12 protein-coding genes are annotated in these 17,565 nt (G+C 42.5%); 10 read left to right on the top strand and 2 right to left on the bottom strand.

The window, feature by feature from the left end; all coding sequences use genetic code 11:
• Positions 1-6 precede the first annotated feature (6 nt).
• Entirely contained in the window at positions 7-723 is a 717-nt protein-coding gene (locus tag B4G94_RS02480) for an FAD-binding oxidoreductase (protein WP_286856954.1), read from the top strand.
• Positions 724-732: 9 nt separating this feature from the next.
• Complete coding sequence (locus B4G94_RS02485) at positions 733-1,083, top strand: hypothetical protein (RefSeq protein ID WP_286856955.1); 351 nt, start codon at positions 733-735, stop codon at positions 1,081-1,083.
• 75 nt (positions 1,084-1,158) lie between these two features.
• Here the strand turns inward: B4G94_RS02485 and B4G94_RS02490 are convergent, their stop codons facing one another.
• The gene (locus tag B4G94_RS02490; protein ID WP_108634154.1) at positions 1,159-1,629 is read right to left on the bottom strand and encodes a hypothetical protein; all 471 of its coding nucleotides are present in this window, start codon (positions 1,627-1,629) and stop codon (positions 1,159-1,161) included.
• Positions 1,630-2,092: 463 nt separating this feature from the next.
• Here B4G94_RS02490 and B4G94_RS02495 point away from each other — a divergent pair, with 463 nt between their 5' ends.
• A complete protein-coding gene (locus B4G94_RS02495) occupies positions 2,093-4,267 on the top strand; it encodes an ATP-binding protein (RefSeq protein ID WP_286856956.1) in 2,175 nt (724 codons plus the stop codon).
• Positions 4,268-4,335: 68 nt separating this feature from the next.
• On the opposite strand, the gene B4G94_RS02500 is transcribed toward B4G94_RS02495, so the two are convergent.
• Entirely contained in the window at positions 4,336-4,698 is a 363-nt protein-coding gene (locus B4G94_RS02500; protein ID WP_286856959.1) for a response regulator, read from the bottom strand.
• Positions 4,699-4,858: 160 nt separating this feature from the next.
• On the opposite strand from B4G94_RS02500, the gene B4G94_RS02505 reads away from it, so the two are divergent.
• The 7 genes from B4G94_RS02505 to B4G94_RS02535 all read left to right on the top strand — a co-directional run bounded on the left by B4G94_RS02505 (position 4,859) and on the right by B4G94_RS02535 (position 17,560).
• Positions 4,859-5,011, top strand: a complete 153-nt coding sequence (locus B4G94_RS02505) for a hypothetical protein (RefSeq protein ID WP_165306893.1) — start codon at positions 4,859-4,861, stop codon at positions 5,009-5,011.
• Between the two features lie 90 nt (positions 5,012-5,101).
• The gene (locus tag B4G94_RS02510) at positions 5,102-5,278 is read left to right on the top strand and encodes a histone H1 (protein WP_108634157.1); all 177 of its coding nucleotides are present in this window, start codon (positions 5,102-5,104) and stop codon (positions 5,276-5,278) included.
• 161 nt (positions 5,279-5,439) lie between these two features.
• Entirely contained in the window at positions 5,440-6,015 is a 576-nt protein-coding gene (locus B4G94_RS02515) for a Crp/Fnr family transcriptional regulator (RefSeq protein ID WP_108634162.1), read from the top strand.
• A gap of 64 nt (positions 6,016-6,079) precedes the next feature.
• Positions 6,080-7,090: an NAD-dependent epimerase/dehydratase family protein gene (locus tag B4G94_RS02520; protein ID WP_286856962.1), complete on the top strand. Its 1,011-nt coding sequence runs from the start codon at positions 6,080-6,082 to the stop codon at positions 7,088-7,090.
• A 244-nt stretch (positions 7,091-7,334) separates the two neighbouring features.
• Positions 7,335-11,345: a two-component regulator propeller domain-containing protein gene (locus B4G94_RS02525; protein ID WP_286856965.1), complete on the top strand. Its 4,011-nt coding sequence runs from the start codon at positions 7,335-7,337 to the stop codon at positions 11,343-11,345.
• A gap of 183 nt (positions 11,346-11,528) precedes the next feature.
• A complete protein-coding gene (locus tag B4G94_RS02530) occupies positions 11,529-14,393 on the top strand; it encodes a TIM-barrel domain-containing protein (protein WP_286856966.1) in 2,865 nt (954 codons plus the stop codon).
• A gap of 29 nt (positions 14,394-14,422) precedes the next feature.
• Positions 14,423-17,560 (top strand): SusC/RagA family TonB-linked outer membrane protein, encoded by a 3,138-nt coding sequence (locus B4G94_RS02535; RefSeq protein WP_286856967.1) that lies wholly within the window; start codon positions 14,423-14,425, stop codon positions 17,558-17,560.
• The last annotated feature ends 5 nt before the right edge of the window (positions 17,561-17,565 follow it).

Consider the following 17,565-nt stretch of genomic DNA (forward strand, 5'->3'; position numbering starts at 1 on the left):
AAGATTATGCCAAGCGCTCCAAAATGGGTTTTTGATACCCTGAATCTTTTCGTACCTCAAATTCCCAATGTACGGGTAAGCCAGATTGAACATTTATCAATTTCTCTCAAACGAATCAGTTTACAGGGGAATTTTGAAAAACTGCATTTTTCGGTAGGTGCTTTTTTTGACATACGCGTCTCTGATACAGACGCCCGAAGATATACCATTGCCGAAATAAACAACGAAAAAGACAACTTAAAATTAATTGCACATATCCATGGACATGGCCTTGGCAGTGACTATATGAACCGGCTGCAAATAGGTGATCGTATCATGCTCAACAAACCACGGACAGAACAAAAGTATTACGACCATTCGGCGGAGAAAATCGTATTCTTTGGCGACGAAACGTCACTGGCATTAGCCTGCTCTTTTTTGCCGGTGATGCAAGAACAAAAAAAGCAGTATCTGTTTCTTTTTGAACTGGATGCTGAGAACAATATTATCCCTGAGCTGCTGGGACTGGAAAACAGTATCATCTTTCCAAAATCAACGGTATTCACTCATCTCGAACAGATCAATGACTTACCTATTTTCAAAAATGGGGACTGGTCCGATGCTTACTTTGTGCTTACCGGAAATGTGAAATCGGTACAAAATTTTAGAAAAGTGATAAAAATACATACGAAAGCGCGGATCAAGCACCATGGCTATTGGCTGCAGGGAAAAAACGGACTTTAACCTTGAACAATGCATTATTTAGTAATAGAAAATAAACAACTGGAGGAATTGACCTATGACATCGTAGGCTTTTTGTGGGACAATGGAAACGAAATATCCATACAGGAAGGGTATACAGGTAAAAACAACAACTACCAGCGCATAGATTTTATTGTTTCGTTGGACAATTGCTGCTTTTCGGAACCACATATCTTAAAAACAAAACAGTTTATCCATTTTTGTAAGGATGGGGTGTACTCCAATGTCATTCCTTTTCCCTACAGGATATTTGAATTTAAAGACCTGAACAAACATACACTCGCGGCTTTCTTTTCCTGGAGCAAGCGTCTGAATCTTTTTAAAAGTAGTCGAGAGCTATAGCTGTAAAGAAAATACACTGATCTTAAAATAGATCAGTGTATTTTCTTTCTGCCTCAGGCATCTAATCTGTTGTTATTAAAGAGCAGCTTTGATTGCAGCCAAACAGTCAGATTGATATTTCATGATATTATCTTTTTCCGTGGCTGTTATTTTTCCATCGACCGCGTTTTTGTCGATCTCATTTTTAATATCTAGCAACGCTTTTTCCTTATCTACTGCTTTCTCATGTGAGTCGGCATTGATACGGTCCACCCAAGTTTTACCTAATTTCGTATAAAGCTCTTTCGCTTTGTCATTAGTTAGGGTTGGGGCAGGTACCGATGCAATAGCTGCATTGGCAGCAGCCTTATTTGAATAAACAACAGCTTCAGCATCTTTAGTCGCTGCATCTTCTGAAGTTTTCATCGCTTCTTCAGTCGCATCAGCAGCTTTGTCCTCTGCATGTTCCATGCTGTCGGCTGCTTTTTCCTGTGGTGTTTGATTGTTACATGAAAATAAGATTGCTGCGGTCGCTAATGATGCGAAAAATGTTTTGTTTAAATTCATATATATTATTTGTTTAGTGAAACTAATTAAATAACAAGTTACTTTGAGAATTCGTTTGTTATAATTTATTTTTTTACTTATCCAAACTTATTCTTCTATTCTTTTGGCAATTTTTGAACTAAATGAAATTATTTCAAACAGTTTTTAGCTGAGTATTGTTGGTTATATAGAATGCTTGTCCATTCATGAAGAATTTTTTTTAAAAGCTAGGCTCCTTTCCAACCTGGCTTTTTTTAAGTTTAAAGGCTAGTGAGGATTACCATTGGAATAGGAAAAGCAAGATTCTGAAAGATAATAGGATTTAAAACAATCGTTTAATTTAACTCAGATAAATATTTTTTTGATATATTTAGCGATCAATATGATTTGTTTGAAGAGGGGTGCAGGATTTAACTATTTGTGGCAAAATATCTCTTGGAAGATTTCCTATGATGAGCAGATTTAATTACTAAAAATTAGCAGTATGCGGCAGATAGAATGCCATGAAGAGGAGATTCATCTATGTGGTAAGATTCAGTTCTTTGGTTTCTTATTTATTTTTGATGACAGTGGATGTATCGCCGCAAGTGAAAACCTAGTTGAGCTCCTAGGGACACCAATGAAGAATATTTTGGGATTGCCAATGAACAGGGTACTCCCGCTATTGTCGACAGAGGTGGAATGGAATCTCGTAGAGATTGACAAGCAGATCAATGGCGAGATATTCGTTCGTTTTGTGGAGCGGATACGTGTCAAGGAAGTGGATTATTACCTCAGTATCTATCGATATGACAGGAAAACATATGTTGAAATAGAAATATGTAATGAGGATCATTTAAAAGCCACCCGTTTATTTTACTATGCCAAATATTTAGAAGAGCAGCATGGCAATGCCTGGCAGTCATTAACGGTGCTCATCCGACAGATCATTGGTTTTGACCGCGTGATGGTCTATCGTTTTGAGGAAGACAGTAGTGGCCAGGTCATCGCCGAATCGTTGGCCGACGATATGGACTCGTTGATCGGTTATCGCTATCCGGAATTTGACATCCCGGCCCAGGCAAGGGCACTCTACACCAAGTTTCTTGCGCGGCATGTAGCGGATATCGGTGCCCCCACAATAGCTGTACAGGGACGTGATGCGGCCGAAATTGATTTGACCCGCTGCAGCCTAAGGGCACTATCGCCTGTACATTTGCAATATTTAAGCAATTCGGGGGTACTTGCCAGCGCCAGTTTTTCCATCGTTATTGAAGGTAAACTTTGGGGATTAGTTGCTTGCCAGAATCGTAAACCGCTCAATGTGGATCTAGCCCAACGACATTTATGCGCGTTTTTGACACAATATGCAATAAATTATTACCTTTCGGAACATCAGAAGGAAAACCTTATTGCACAGACGATAATGGGCGTCATGGAGCGCGATTTAAAATCTGAATTGCTCGTAAATCACGATATAGCAGTGGTGCTGGAGCGCTTTGCTCCGCAGATCATGGAACTCGCGGTAGCCGATGGACTGATGATCAAACATGACCGTGGTTTCAAAACTTGGGGCGATGTTCCAACAGAGCAATTTCAACAGCAAATTGACCGCCATCTGGATCAACTGGGAGACAACGAGCTATTCGCCACATCAAATTTTGTTTATGACGTAAATGAAGCGATGGAATCCACCATATTCCCGGGGATTATTCGAATAAATATTTTGCCCAGTAATACCTGGTACATTTATCTTTTCCGAAAAGAACATGTATACGAGGATGTTTGGGCAGGCAAACCGGAGAAGATCTATCAGTATGATCCCGAACGAAAAGTAGAATTCCCGTCACCGCGGACTTCCTTTGAAGCGTGGCGTGAAATTATGAAAGGTAAATCCACCAAGTGGAGCAGGTCCGAAATTGCTTTTGTAGAAAAAGTTGCACAAATAACTCAACAAGCTATCGCACAGAGAGGAGGTGAGATCGCGCAACTCAATAAGGAACTGATGCGCTCGAATAATGCATTGGATACCTTCGGGTATACATTGACACACGATCTTAAAAATCCATTGTCATCCATTAAACTTGCGGCGCAGATGATGCTTTTAAAGGATGATCTGCCCAAAGATCTGCTGCGTAAAATGGCAAACAATATCATGGATGCCACAACACTGATCACCGAAATGATGGATAAGGTCTATCAATTGACACAATCCAATTCTGTTTCTTTTAAATTAGAGTTGATAGATCCTCAAATAAAAATCATGAACATCGTGGAAAGCTGCAAGCAACAGTTTGGGGTGACGCATCTAGAGTTTGTCCTGGGGCAAACTTTACCGGTGCAGGCCGAGCGGACCCTGCTGTACCAATTGTTTTTAAACCTGATCGGAAATGCGATTAAATATAGCAGCAAGAAAGAGCAGCCATTGGTGGAGGTCTATAGTGAAAAACAGGATAATTCAGTCTGTTATTATATCAAAGACAATGGGATAGGCATGGATATTCAGGATAAAGCCAATATCTTCGAGATTTTTAAACGTTTGCCCAACTCACAGGCGTTTGAAGGATCAGGCATTGGTCTTTCCATCGTGAAGCGTATAGCCAATCGACTTTCCGCAAAAGTATCCGTAGAAAGTGAGCTGAATGTAGGCACGACGTTTTGTGTTAAATTCAAAGGATAATAAGAGCGGTAATTCAAAATGCTATCACCGGGACTGACGGACCATGAACAATAAACGTAATGAAACGGTCAGGAATTTTTCTTGACGACATCAACCATATGATCGAGATCAAAAGGTTTTTCGATAAAATCATCTGCTTTGCAGGCGTTTGCTTTCGCCGGTAAATCAAAAGATGTAGAAGTTAATACCGCCGATATATCCTCGGTGTCCGGATCCGATTTCAGTTCTTCGATGACTTTGGCTCCTTTTTTAGCCCCCTTGATATGCTCATCAACAATGACGAGATTGGGGTCAATTTCATCAATTTTTTCAATGGGTTCGGTGGTCAAAGATGAAGTGACGTCATAACCTTCGTCTTCCAGCACTTCATCCATAATATTTAGAATATCTTCGTTATCCTGAATAAGCACAATCTTTTTCTTCTTCATCATTTTAAAAATTTGTTCAAATATATAAAATAAGAACGCTTGTTTTATGTGAATTTTTCAGGTCACTTTTTACATGATAGACCAACGATTTTGCCCTTGCTTTTGTTATGTATAAAGTTGATGCGCAAGACTGTTAAAACATTAATTATTCAAGTATAAAATTATGGGTATAAATAACAATGGTCCTAAGAGAGGCATAGAGGATGCAAAGGACGAAGAAAAAGAATTGAAAAAAGAAGGTAATGCTTTTGCAAATACACCCGATACGCGGCCTTTGTCCAAAGCTATTGTGAAGGAAAAGAAAAAAAGAAACTAATATGCTCCATGGGGAAATATTTTCTGAGCGACAAAAAAGGCATAATTCTTGCTAAAATGAAAAAAGTTTAACTCAATAAATTATAATAAAATGGATAAGTATAATCAGCTGAAAGCTCTTATCGAAGGAGCAGAGAAAGATGCAGAAGCATTCTTTAACAAAAACAACAAAGCAGCAGGCACACGTTTGCGCAATGCGCTTCAAGAGACAAAAGCTCTTTCACAAGAGATCCGTAACGACGTTACTGCTAAGAAAAACGCAAAATAACTCCCCATTAGTTTGTTACATGAAGCCTGTTCTCCATATGGATATAGGCTTTTTTAATTTTAATCAATCCCAGACATCCTGATCGGATTCTCTTCCAAAAAAACATCGTTATGATACATGGATTTATTCCCTATATTGCAAAAAAAAATAATCGGTAGGAGATGCACGCGAAGTTTATTGAACTAATTACACAACGGGTCACACTTTCAAGTCTGGAAAAGGATTTGTGCCAACATTATCTGGAACCGGTAAAGTTTCCTAAAAACCATATCATCGAGGAGGAGGGGAAGGTGCCCGCTTATCTGTATTTTGTTGTATCGGGCTTTGTCCGATTGTTTCATTATAATGATAAAGGCGATGAGGTAACTACACATATCAACTGTCCACCGGGATTTATCACTTCTTTTGTAAACTTCAATAATCAAACCCGATCGGATGAAAATCTGGAATGCATCACAGAATGTGAACTACTGCGAATCGGCAAAAGTAATCTTGACCTTTTAACGGAACAATCACCCGCATTTAAAGATTTCAGTATATATGTGTTTCAACTGTCGCTATCCTACAATGAGAAAAGATCAAAGGAACTGGCTACACTTACAGCTGAAAAACGTTATCTGAAATTGATGGCTGAGCAGCCGGAATTGCTCCATAACGTACCGATGCAGTATATTGCATCTTTTCTGGGCATGAACCCCAAAAGTTTGAGCCGCATCCGTAAACGGATCATTAGGTAACATTTGTGAAGTGATTTTAAATCGCAAGGGCAGAACTTTGTCGTAACATTTAAAATCAACGCACATGACAACTAAAAATTTGGTATTGGTGTCCGGAGCAAACGGACATTTAGGTAATAACCTTGTCAGATTACTGATAAGAAAGGGCTTTCAGGTACGCGCCTCGGTGCGGAATATCAACCGCAGCGACAGTCTAAAAGGATTAAACTGTGAAGTCGTTCAGGCAGACATTGAGGATAAAGCCGCATTTAAAAATGCGTTACAGGGCGTCGAAACCTTCTATGCTGTGGGCGCCGCTTTTAAACTATGGGCGAAAGATCCACAAAAAGAGATCTACGAAGTGAATATGCAGGGGACACGAAATACTATTGAAGCTGCCGCTGAAGCAGGTGTCAAAAAAATCGTCTATGTAAGCTCCATAGCCGCGCTGAACTATAGTTACACGCCCACCAAAGAATCCAACGGTTACAATCCGGATCGCAGGGATGCCTATTACAATTCGAAGAATGACGGGGAAAAGCTGGCATTCAAACTGGCGGAAGAACTGAATATCGAATTGGTCTCCGTGATGCCCGGCGCCATGATCGGCGCTGAAGCTGCTCTTCCCCTGAATGTCTCCTATGATATCCTAAAATTGATATTAAACAAACAGATTCCTGTCGACACGGGTATTGCCCTCAATTGGGTGGATGTCAAAGACGTCGCCGAAGGCTGTTACCTCGCTGCTATGAAAGGGAAATCAGGGGAGCGCTACATACTCGCAAACGAAAAGTGTATGCGCATTACTGATACCACCAAAATAGCACAAAAACTATACCCTGAGCTCAATTTACGTATTCCAATGTCAGTGCCCAAGTTTGCGCTCTATGGAATTGCTGGACTGATGCAGTTGTCAGCGAAGTTAAAAGGGAAACCACCCATAATCACGACAAAAGATATTGCAATGTTCTCAGGTCTTCAACAGGATTTCGATATTTCTAAGGCAAGAACGGAACTGGGATTTAACCCAAAAAGCAGCGAACAGGCAGTCACCGAAGCATTGGCCTATCTGATGGAACACAAAATACTGCTTTAGCGTTTGCGCGGAATAAATGCATCATAAATCTATTTATGATGCAGTTTTTATTGTATGATGCATAGCTTGTCAACATATAGTCAACAAGCTTGTCTTTATATGATAGAGCTCTTAAATTTTTATCTGCGGTATATGGTTTTTTTATAAGCTACCTTAAATAAAGATGCATTGTTCGCATTAAAAAAGCATATTGGGATTTGCTGGATCTGCTCAATTTTTTGTATCATTGGGGAGATCATAACCAATGCAGCAGCTTAAGTCTTTTTTATACGCGTATATCCACCTCTTTTTTCTCCTTTTGTTAGGGCAATCTTCGGCTTGGAGCCAGGTCAATAGCTATGCTTTTAAAACCTTAACTTCTGACCAAGGCCTGGTTCATAATCACGTCAATTGTGCACTCCGGGATAAGTATAATTACCTTTGGTTTGGTACCGAATCGGGCTTGAGCAGATTTGATGGTGTACAATTTACAAATTTTCGTTATGCAGCCAGTAAACGTACAGGACTGAGTGGCAATGTCATTTCTGGGCTCTTTGAAGGGCCCGAAGGAAATGTATGGATTCGTACCGCGAATCGGATGAATGTATATGATCAACATTCGGGCATCATTATCCAACAAATAGATTCCATATTGACTGCCCTAAAGCTGCCTGTGATGGATGTCTATTCCATCAGGCCTTTGGATGAGCATTGCTTTGCACTTTTGTATAGCGATCGTTCTCTGATCTTGTTCGATTATCTAAAGAAAACGTATCGCAAGGTGCCGCAGTTGACCAAGGACAGCAGAATCACCGATGTAATTCCCGGCAGAGGCCAAACTATCTGGGTAATCTACGAAAACGGCCTACTTGGCAACATCGATACAAAGTCACTGCAAAGTATAAAGACCAGCAGGCTGCCAATGCCGAACAAACTGATAAATTATAACCTCTTTACCGACCGCGATGGCGCAATCTGGATCTTCTCAAAAGATATTCCGATCGGCGTTTACTGGCTTGATCCCAAAGTCGGACAAATTCATCATCTACAAAAAGAACTGTCCAATCCTTTTGTGGGTAATATTGTTCAAGACGATCAGGGACAGCTTTGGCTGGGCACCGATCATGGCGGCATCAACATCTATGACAAGAAAAATAATAGCATCCAGCGAATTGGCAATGATAGATATGACTTAAGGAGCCTGCCTTACAATAGCATTACGTCGCTATACCGGGATAAATCAGGAATTATCTGGGTCGGAACTTATAAGGGCGGGATCAGCTATTATCATCCTAATTTATTGTTGTTCTCCCTAATCAAAAATTATCCCGGACTCCCCAAATCGCTCCCTTTTGATGATGTCAATAAGTTTGTAGAAGATCGTAAAGGCAACCTCTGGATCGGAACAAATGGGGGTGGATTGCTCTATTATGATACCAAACAGAAGACTTTTACTCAGTATCTCCATGATCCAGCTAACCCAAATAGTCTGAGTAGCAATGTGATCGTCTCCTTATTTTTGGATGCAGACAATGTACTCTGGATAGGAACTTATCGAGGTGGTATGTGCCGTTTTAATGGCAAAGATTTTCAGGTTTTCCACCGAGATCCGGCTCCCGGAGGACTAAACGACGATAGTGTATGGGAGATCTATGAAGATAGTCAGCATCGTTTTTGGGTAGGAACACTGAGCTCGGGCCTTTATCTTTTTGATAAAAAAACGCAGCGCTTCGCAAAAAAACATACCCGACGGGGTGAAACTGTCAATAGCAATTATATATCGGTGTTGTTTGAGGATTCAAAAAAACGCCTGTGGATCGGTACAGCGACAGGTCTGGCGCTGCTGGCGCCTGACGATAAGATCAGCTATATCAGCACCGTTAGTTCTCCGCTAAAACTTCGTAACGATTTAATTTATGATATAAAGGAGGATAAAAAAGGTCGTATTTGGGTAGCGACACAAGAGGGATTGCATGTGATAGATGAAAAAAAAATTAGCTACCTGACACAAGCAGATGGACTCTGTGAGGATGCGATCCTGGCCTTACTGGTCGATAATCAAGGTGATATTTGGGCATCAACCAATAAAGGACTGTCAGAGGTCGTCGGTACGGGGCGGGCACAAAAATTTATTATCCGCAACTTTACACAGGAACTGGGCCTTCAAGGGAATGTATTTAATGAGAACGCTGCGTTAAAATTGCAGGATGGAAGACTTGTTTTCGGCGGGCCAAAAGGATTTAACTTTATCGATCCTTCAAAAATCAGGGACAAAAGTGAACTGATACTGCCGGTTTTATCTAATCTCTACTTATTCAACAAACGCGTGGCAGTAGGTGAGGAATTTGCGGGTCGTGTGATTTATGGTCAATCCTTAAATAATCTCAAGAAGCTGACTCTCCCGTACACCCTGAATGCCATCTCCCTGGAGCTCTCCACCTTTGATTATCTGCAACAGCATAACGGTCTCTACCAATATCAGCTTAGTGGCCTAAGTGATAAATGGTTTGATTTTGAACCGGGGACGATGCGCGCCAATTTTACCAATCTGGACAGCCGGACCTATAGGTTGTACATCCGGCATGCCATCGCTTCGAATAGCTGGTCGGAGGGAGTGCTCCTCCTAACAATCGACGTACAACCGCCGCTTTGGCGTTCAACATGGGCCTTCCTTTTATATGGAGGCCTGATATTGGTCGTACTTTGGACGTATATTTATTTAACCAAGCTGCGTGCCAAGACGCGCAATCAACTCTACCTGGCGCAGGAACAGGCCTCACAAGCCAAAGAACTGGATGCCCTAAAAACGCGATTCTTCACAAATATTAGCCACGAGTTTCGGACACCGATCAGTTTGATTCTGACACCAACGCAGCAGTTGTTGGATGGCGAACAACATCCGGATAAAAAAGCAGACTTAAACTTGATCAAGAAAAATGCAGACCGTCTACTCAAACTCGTCAATCAGCTCCTGGACTTCCGAAAGCTGGAAAAAAGTGAATTGGAACTGAGCGAAGAATATGGAGACCTTATGGGTTTTATACGCGAACAGCTCGATGCTTTTATAGGGCTGGCACAGAGCAACCAAGTTATATTGCAGGTTAGTCTCGCCCCACAGGTTTATTCGGTCTGGTTTGACAAAAATAAGCTGGAAAGCATTATTTTCAATTTGATGTCGAACGCAATCAAATTTAGCCCACTATCCGGCATCGTGACATTCAGGGCCAAAATAGGTGAAGAAGGTATGGCAAAGATATTGTCTATTGAAGTCCAAAACCTGGGGACAACAATTCCCGAAGCCCTTCAATCCCGTGTTTTTGAACGCTATGTTCAACTGGACGTTCCTAATGGTAAACTGAACCAGGGTACAGGTATCGGGCTTTCTATCGTCAAGGATTATGTAGAGTTTCTGGGAGGTAACATCAGACTGAACAGCAATGCGGGACGGACAACATTTTACGTGGAGTTGCCTATACACAGCGTGGAGACGAGCAACGATAGCAACGAAAGTAGCACGCGGGATAAACCTTGTATTTTATTGGTCGAAGATGATGCTGACTTTCTTCACTACCTTGAGCGAATGCTCAGATCAACCTATCTAATTACTTCTGTACAAAGTATCAATGAAGCAAAGCTGATTCTAAATAAACAACAGGTTGATCTGGTGATCACTGATTTTAGCTTGCCCGGCGATAGTGGATTGGATCTGTGTCGCTATATAAAAGCTCATACCAAGCTGGTCCATATCCCTGTACTTATCATAACCGCCATCGTCAATCAGAAAACCGAACTGGAAGCCCTACAAGCTGGCGCCACAGATTATATCAACAAGCCTTTTAATGTGAGTCTGCTGCGTTCTAAATTGGCCCAAATACTTAGTCAGCAGCAGACCTTGGTGAAACGGTACAAAAAACACATTAACGTACAGCTGACGCAACCCGATATCGCGTCTGCCGATGAACAGTTTATCCGTACGCTTGTAAAGGAAATTGAACAGGACATCAGTGACTCGTCGCTTTCTGTCGAACTGCTGGCCAAAAGAATGAATATCACGCGCGTAGGACTTTATAAAAAAGTGCTTGCCATTACAGGCTATTCACCGATGGAATATATCCGTCATATCCGGCTTAAACGTGCTATGCATCTGGTTCAAAACTCAAAATTATCGATGGCCGAAATTGCGTATGCAGTCGGATTCGGAAATCCCAAGCAATTCAGTAAATATTTTAAATCTGCTTTCGGTAATTTGCCTTCATTCTACCGTAAACGACTGTAAAACTATCATTTAAGTATAATCAATACCCTGCATTATATTTTGTATGTTAACAAAACAACCCCTAAAAGTTAACAAATCATAACCTTTATACAACCGGTTGCACCCTATATTTGATTTGTTCTTTCGATGGGAAAGTACACGTAATAACCAAGGGAAATATAGTAACCAATAATCTTATTTTAAATGCGCAACTTAACATATGCTTTAAGTGGTTTGATGCTCTTCGCAATGCTGCAGCAAGGGCTCGGACAGGCCAGCAAAGCTCATTATGAAAAAACACCAACCGGTATCAAAGTCAGCTTCAAAAATTCGGAAACTTCCATCGATCAAGATGTCTATTTGGATGTCGTAACGGATAAAATCGTGCGTGTCACGGCAGTTCCGGCCGGTGCCACCTTTCCAAAACAAACGAGCATGGTGATTATTGATTCATTGCGTCGGCAAGTGAAATCACTGGTTGTCAGTTCAAGCGATTCGACGGTAAATGTGCAAACAGCAAATATAAAGGCAGTCGTCTCCTTGGTAAGTGGCAAAGTAGAATTCTTGGATCTCTCGGGGCAATCCATCTTTAGAGAGGCGAAGCGGAATTCAAATTCCTTTTTACCGAACAGTTATCAGGCTGATGCATTTTATCAGACCAACCAAGACTTTATCGTCAATTCCGAAGAAGGGATTTATGGGCTTGGCCAACATCAGAATGCCGTCATGAACTATAACCGAGGGAAGCAAGTTTCTTTGCTGCAATACAATACGGAAATCGGGATCCCTTTTTTGCTATCAACCAATAACTACGGGATCTTATGGCACAATTACTCCATTACAAAGGCGGGTGACGTCAGGCCATTGCTGCCCTTAAATGCCTTCAAGCTTCTGTCAAAAGAAGGTGAACCGGGCTGGCTTACCGCGACCTATGTAAATCGGAACCAGGCCGACGAAGTGTTCGTATCCCGACCGGAATCGATCATCGATTATGGTTATCTAACGGATCAGCACAAGTTTCCAACGGGGATAAAGCTGGCTGACAGTAAAGTCATCTACGAGGGCAGCCTTGCTTCGCCCTATACAGGCAAGCATGTGCTGCATTTCAAATATTCAGGTTATATGAAAGTCTGGATAGACGGTGAACTTGTAGCCGACCGCTGGCGGCAATCCTGGAATGCAGGTACTTTTGAAATCGAAAGGAATATGAGCAAAGACCAGCCGCAGCAAATCCGAATGGAATGGATACCTGATGGCGGTGAATCTTATTTTACCTTAAACTGGCAGAGCCCTATTCCCGCAGCGCGTGAAAATATATTCTCTTTTAATTCGGAAGCTGGTGATGCCATTGACTATTACTTCGTTCGGGGTACATCGATGGACGAAGTCATTTCGGGCTATCGCCAATTGTCCGGTAAAGCACCTATTATGCCACTTTGGAGCTTTGGGTTTTGGCAGAGCAGGGAACGTTATAAGACCCAGGAGGAAATTGAACAGGTGGCCGCGGAATTCCGGAAGCGTAAAATTCCGATTGACAATATTGTTCAAGATTGGTCTTACTGGTCTGAAAACGACTGGGGGAGCCAAAAATTTGATCCGAAACGCTTTCCGGATCCTCAGGCAATGATCAAAAAATTACATGATCAACACTTTAAAATCATGATTTCGGCATGGCCCAAAATCAATGAGGAGTCTACAGTATACCAAGAATTTAAAGCCAACAAATGGATCTATCCACGCAATATCTATGATGGCCGTAAAGATTGGATAGGAAAAGGGTATACGTCTACTTTTTATGATCCCTTTAATAAAGGAGCGCGCGATGGATTTTGGAAGTTGTTGGACGATAACCTCTTCAAAATTGGAATTGACGCCTGGTGGATGGATGCCAGTGAGCCGGACATCCATTCCAATATCGATTTAGATGAACGCAAATCGGTCTTTCAACCCAGTATAGGTTCATCTGTTCGCTACTACAATGCATTCCCTTTGCAAAATGCCAAGGGTATCTATGAGGGGCAGCGTGTGACAGACCCCAATAAAAGAGTTTTTATTTTGACACGATCCTTTTTTGCCGGACAACAACGCTATGCTGCGGCAGCCTGGAGCGGTGATATTGCCTCCAGATGGCATGATATGAAAGATCAGATCGCCGGGGGGATAAATTTCTCGATGTCGGGCACGCCCTATTGGACAATGGATGCAGGCGGCTTTTTGGTCGAAAACAGATTTCACAAACCGAATGCAACTGATCTGGAAGAGTGGCGCGAAATCAATAGCCGATGGTACCAATACGGCGCATTCTTACCTTTATTTAGGGCCCACGGACAGTTTCCATATCGGGAACCTTACAATATTGCTCCCTCGGATCATCCTGCCTATAAAAGCATGACTTATGCAATCAACCTGCGTTATAAATTGCTATCCTACAACTACAGTCTTGCGGCAAAAACATTTTTTGAAGATTATTCGATGATACGTGGGCTCGCCATGGATTTTCCAAGGGACAAAAACGGCTTTAACAGCAACGATCAATACCTCTGGGGGCCATCCTTACTGGTCAATCCAGTCACCGAAAAAGGTGCGATATCCCGCAAAGTACATTTCCCGAAGGGTACTACCTGGTATGATCTATATCATGGCAAGCAGATCGAAGGAGATCAGGATCTCCTTGTTGCAGCACCTTATGAACGCATGCCAGTCTATGTCAGAGCGGGCGCAATACTACCCATTGGGTCGGTCATGCAGTATACAACAGAGAAAAAACAGGATATACTGGACCTTTATGTCTACGATGGAGCAGATGGTCATTTTTCACTTTATGAAGACGAAGGAAACAATTATAATTATGAAAAAGGGAAATATAGCCGCATAGATTTCAACTATGACAACACGACAAAAACGCTGTCCCTGCAAGAACGTAAAGGTGATTTCGACGGGATGCTGACCAAAAGGAAGTTTAATATCATTTTTGTCACTGACAAGAATGTAGTCGGGCTGGATGTACCATCAAAAAAATCAACAGCAGTATCCTATACGGGTAAAGCTGTACAGATCAAATTAAAATAAATAAAAAACCAACTTATAAATCAAGACGTATGATAAGCAAACAATTGTTGAGCAGGGGCGTGGCCGTCGTGGTCATGACCAGCGTGACCTCTTTGGTCTGGGCACAATCCTTCACAGGATCGGTTGTTTCGGCTGATTCAGGCTTGCCAATCGGGGGAGCGAGTATCAAAGTAAAGAATCAGAAGATTTCAACAAGTAGCGATGAATCGGGCAAATTTTCATTGAAGGTCGGTACTGGAACAATTTTAACGGTCTCTTATGTGGGGTATAAAACCGAGGAAATTACAGTGACCGGTCCCAATATGGTGATCCGTCTACAACCACAAGCTTCCGATCTCGAAGAAGTAGTTGTCATTGGCTACGGTGTGCAAAAGAAAAAATTGAATACAGGAGCCAATCTGAAGGTAGAAGGTGAAGAACTGCAGAAACGCAATCAGTTGAACCCCCTACAATCCCTTCAGGGGCAAGCGCCGGGGGTATCCATCACCTCCACTTCCGGTCAGCCAGGAGCAGATATGAAGGTCGTCGTCCGCGGACTGGGAACAATCGGCAATTCCGGTCCTCTATATGTCATTGATGGCGTCCCCGGTGGCGATATTTCGGTCTTGAATGCCGCCGATATCCAATCCATTGATGTTTTAAAAGATGCCGCCTCCGCAGCCATCTATGGCTCGCAGGCAGCAAATGGGGTTGTCCTCGTCACCACAAAGATGGGGGCCGCAGGTAAAAATGTACTTTCGTTCGATGGCTATACAGGCATTCAGAATGTTTCGCGCAAAGCGAAATTATTGGATGCAAATCAATACAAGCTGATCATGAATGAGCAATCGCTGAATTCGGGTGCGTCGCCGATCAATTTTGATGGTATGGAAGGCTTAGCTAACACAAGATGGCTGGATTACATGTTCAAGGACAATGCAAAAATGGACAATTACAACGTGGCGCTTACGGGCGGATCGGAAAAATCCACCTATGCCTTGTCGATGAACTATATTGGTCAAGAAGGAATAGCAGGTGGTAAAGAGGTGTCCAATTACCAGCGTTATGGTTTTCGAACAAACTCGGAGCATAAACTCTTTGATAATTTTGTAAAAATCGGCCAGCACCTCAACTTTAACTATATAAAAAATCGGGGTATTGGTGTCGGCAATCAATACAACAATACGCTACGCGGCGCATTTGCCACGTCGCCCTTGTCACCGGTCTATTCGGACAATGGCCTATATGGCAGTCCTTTCAATGACACCTCCAACTCGCCCTGGTATAATGGGGACAGTAATCCATATGGTGTCATGATGACCAATTCGAATAACAATAACGATGGTCAGAAATTGCTAGCCGATATTTTTGCAGAGATCGAACCGATCAAGGGGTTAAAGGTCCGCTCGCTATTGGGGTTCAATTATTATGCCTCAGAATATCGGAGTTTCACGCCTTTGTACCGCTTTTCGATTTATACCTACAACCAGGATCATACGACTACCTCGCAGAATATGAGCAAGGGGCACACGCTTACCTGGACAAATACCGCATCCTATGACTTTGATATCAACACAGACCATCGCTTTTCGGCCATGCTGGGTATGGAGTCGTTACGTTATCAGGGAACCTATCTGTCAGGATCCAACTGGAACTTGCTTTCCCAGTTTAACGATTTTGCGCACGCTTACCTTGACAATACCACAGGGCAGGCGCATTTGGATGAAAAGGGTAATGTCGTGGAGACCAGGACGGTCTCGGGAAAGCCTGAAAATATCTCCCGAAGGGTTTCATATTTCGGAAGACTGGGTTACAATTACAAGGAAAAGTACCTACTGAATGCGACAATACGGGCAGATGGGTCCTCCAAATTTTCACGTAACAACCGCTGGGGATATTTCCCTTCGGTGTCGGCTGGCTGGGTCATTTCTTCGGAAGATTTCTTTAAGGAGAATTTAGCTGGTGTAAACTTCTTCAAGCTGCGTGCTTCATGGGGACAGGTGGGCAACCAGGATATTGCTGATTTCCAATATGCAGCGCCCATTAGTACCTCAACAGGTATCACCTCATCCAATCCCGGAGCGCATTATGTCTTCGGAACAAGCAACAACAATATTGCTGGCGCCTATCCAAGCCGTTTGTCCAATCCAAATTTGACCTGGGAAACCTCCGAGCAAACCAATATTGGGTTTGATGCCAAATTTGCGAATAACCGCCTGGATGTGGTTGCCGACTTTTATGTCAAAAAGACTAAAAATTGGTTGGTTACAGCTCCAGTCTTGGCAACGACAGGAACACTGCCTCCATTTATCAATGGGGGCGATGTAAAGAATACAGGTGTGGAGCTTGGGCTGAATTGGGCTGACAAGATCAATGAACTCAAGTACCGGGTGGGGGTAAACGGAGCCTACAACAAAAATAAAGTTGGCCAGATCCCTACCGAAGACGGCATTATTCACGGACAGACGGCCATGTTGTACGATAATTCAGAGGAATTCTATCGTGCTGAAAATGGCCTGCCCATTGGTTACTTCTGGGGATATAAGACCGATGGTCTATTCCAAAATCAATCCGAAATTGATGCTTGGCGAGCAGCTGGAAAAGGTATCCTGCAAGCGGATGTAAAGCCTGGCGACGTAAAATATGTAGACCAAAACAACGATGGCATTATCAATGCCTCAGACAAAACAAATCTGGGAGTAGGCATGCCTGATTTTACCTATGGTTTTAATATTGGTCTAGATTATAAAGGTTTTGATTTATCGGTGAACGCCTATGGTTCCCTCGGGAACAAGATTGTACAGTCCTACCGTAATCATACCAATAAACAGGCAAACTATACAACGAGAATACTAGATCGATGGACCGGGGAAGGTACTTCCAACAGCATCCCGCGCGTCACTGAAACGAACGTCAACTGGCAGTTTTCAGACCTTTATGTTCAGGACGGGGATTTTCTGCGGATCAGCAATGTTACCTTAGGCTATGATCTTTCCAAACTTATCAAGTGGAAGTATGGCAATCAGATCCGTTTCTATGTACAAGGACAAAATCTGTTCACGTTCACTAAATACGACGGTATGGATCCCGAGATTGGCTATGGTACGGACGGCTGGGTATCGGGCATTGATCTGGGCTATTACCCAAGACCCCGGACAGTTCTTTTTGGCCTAAATGTTAAATTCTAAATCAA

The sequence above is a fragment of the Sphingobacterium sp. UBA7625 genome (assembly GCF_002484085.1).
Lineage (GTDB): Bacteria > Bacteroidota > Bacteroidia > Sphingobacteriales > Sphingobacteriaceae > Sphingobacterium > Sphingobacterium athyrii.